The following is a 2,388-nucleotide window of genomic DNA, read 5'->3' on the forward strand; positions in this document are numbered from 1 at the left end:
CGGGTCTGGGTCGACCGGGGGTCGGGGCTGCATCAGGTCGCCGTTCCGTTGGGCTCGGTGGACGACGTCCGCCGGCTGGCGCAGCGGCTGATCGCCAGCGCCGGGCGGCGACTCGACGACGGCTCCCCGTACGCGGACGCGCGCCTTCCCGACGGCACCCGACTGCACGCCGTGCTGCCGCCGGTGGCCACCGAAGGTCCGTACCTCTCCCTCCGTACCTTCCGGCATCGGCCGTTCACCCTCGACGAGTTGGTGCGCCAGGGGACGGTGCCGCGACCGCTGGCACCACTGCTCGCCGCCGTCGTCGCGGCCCGGCTGGCGTACCTGGTGACCGGTGGCACGGGCTCGGGCAAGACGACGTTGCTCAACACGCTGCTGGGGATGGTGCCGGCCACCGAACGGATCGTGCTGGTGGAGGACGCCGCCGAGCTGCGTCCGGGGCATCCGCACGTGGTGGGGCTGCAAGCGCGTACCGCCAATGTGGAGGGCACGGGCGTGGTCAGTCTCGCGGACCTGGTGCGGCAGGCGTTGCGGATGCGCCCGGACCGGCTGGTGGTCGGGGAGTGCCGGGGCGGTGAGGTGGTCGACCTGCTGGCCGCGCTCAACACCGGCCACGACGGGGGTGCCGGCACGCTGCACGCCAACACACCGTCCGACGTGCCGGCCCGGTTGGAGGCCCTGGGCATGTTGGGTGGGTTGCCCCGCGCCGCGCTGCACGCCCAGGTGGCGGCCGCGTTGCAGGTGCTGTTCCAGGTGCGACGCGGCGATCAGGGCCGGGTCCTGGAGTCGGTCTGCCTGCTGCTGCCCGAGGGGCCCGAACGGATGGTGACAGTGGTGCCCGCCTGGGTGCGCGGCGGTGGGCTCGGGCTCGCCGCCCGTGCTCTCGGGGCGCTGCTGCGGGAGCGTGGGGTGGCGGTGCCGCCCATCCTCAGCGAGCCGTGGCCCGGATCGGCGGGTCCGGCATGACCGCCCGGACGATGCTGGTGGCGGCGCTGCTCCTGGTCGCCGCTGCCCTGGTGGCATGGCCCGTACGGAGCGTGCGGGCCCGTCGACGTCGCGTGCTGACGCCGGGGCGGAGGGCCGGCCGTCTCGATCCGGATGACGCCCTGGTGCAGTGGATCAGGGAACTCGGCAGCACTCCGGACTTGCTGGTCGACCGCACCGGCGCTGCCCCGACCTCGGGTCATCCGGTCCGGATCACCGATGAGCCGGGTACCGCTGCCGGTGTCAACGGAAGGCGGACGGCGCTCGGCTGGCCCGACCGGGACGTCATCCGCAGCCCGAGGTGGCCGGGCGTGAAAGGCGGCTTCACCCGTCCGGAGGGCCCGACGCGTCCGCCGGCCCGTCGAGATCCCCGACGTCCGATCGGCAGCGCCCGGCCGGAGGAGGCCACCACCATGCTCGACGTGGAACAACGGCCTGCGTCGGCGGCCACGGTCACGATCGGTGTCGGTGTCGGTGTCGGTGTCGGTGTCAGCGACGGGGACGGGGACGGTCCGCCCGGCGTCCCCGGCCCGGCAACCGCGGACGGGCACGGCGACCTGGATGCGGGTTGTCGGGGCGACGTGTCCGGTGCGGCGGCGGCCGGCGGATGGGCGATCGCCGATCGCCACGACGGCCTGCGCGTCGGCCCGACCGGCAGAACGCCGGGTACGCCACCGTCGGTGCGCATCTCCCGATCGGCGACCCGGGTGCTGCCACTGGTCGGCCTCTTCGGCGGCGCTGTGGGCGCCGTGGTCGGTGGTCCGGTGGCGGCGGTGGCGATGGCCGGGTACGGCACGCTGGCAGTGCGCGCCGTGCTGCGTTGGCGACTGAACCGGAGCGCCGAGCGGACCCGACGACGTGGATTGGACCAGCTCTGCGGCCTCGCGGCGGACCTGCGGGCCGGGCTGCCCATCGCACGTGCGCTCGACGTCGCGACCGTGGAGCGTGACGGGGCTGGCCGACTCCGCCAGCTGACGTCGGCGGCGGTGCGGTTGGCCGACCGGACCGGCGCGCCGCTGGCGGAGCTCGTCGAACGGATCGAGGCGGACGCCCGGGCGACCGATCGGGGCCTGGCCGCAGCGGCAGCCCAGGCGGCCGGTGCGCGGGCTACCGCCTGGCTACTGGCGGCGCTGCCGGTCGGCGGGATCGGCCTGGGCTACGGCATCGGTGTCGACCCCATGGCGGTGCTCCTGCACAGCACAGTCGGCGGTGCCTGCGCCGTTGCCGCGGTCGCTCTTCAGGCGGTGGGTCTCCTCTGGGCGGAACGGCTGGGCGCGACCCCGGGGCGGGCCGGATGACGGCCCGGCGCCCTGCCGGCCAGGCCGGCCCGACGGACCAACGCAGGGCAACGGGCCAGCAGGTCTCAGCGGTCCAGCCCAGTGCAGCGGGCCGGCCCAGCTCAAC

The 2,388-nt window shown here is 75.3% G+C and carries 2 protein-coding genes; both read left to right on the forward strand.

Annotation, left to right across the window (positions count from 1 at the left end; genetic code table 11):
* Window positions 1–966 (forward strand): TadA family conjugal transfer-associated ATPase (locus tag KBX53_RS29840; RefSeq protein WP_210863004.1); only part of this gene is annotated, 966 nt, incomplete at its 5' end.
* Window positions 963–2,282 (forward strand): hypothetical protein, encoded by a 1,320-nt coding sequence (locus tag KBX53_RS37225; protein ID WP_309140886.1) that lies wholly within the window; start codon window positions 963–965, stop codon window positions 2,280–2,282. The genes KBX53_RS29840 and KBX53_RS37225, both read left to right, overlap by 4 nt.
* Window positions 2,283–2,388 lie beyond the last annotated feature (106 nt).

Origin of the sequence: Micromonospora sp. M51, assembly GCF_018070305.1 — a bacterium.
Taxonomy (GTDB): domain Bacteria; phylum Actinomycetota; class Actinomycetes; order Mycobacteriales; family Micromonosporaceae; genus Micromonospora; species Micromonospora parva.

Bases quoted from the DNA above. Each gene is read 5' to 3' on its own strand.
- KBX53_RS37225 (WP_309140886.1), top strand. From the start codon at position 963: ATGACCGCCCGGACGATGCTGGTGGCGGCGCTGCTCCTGGTCGCCGCT.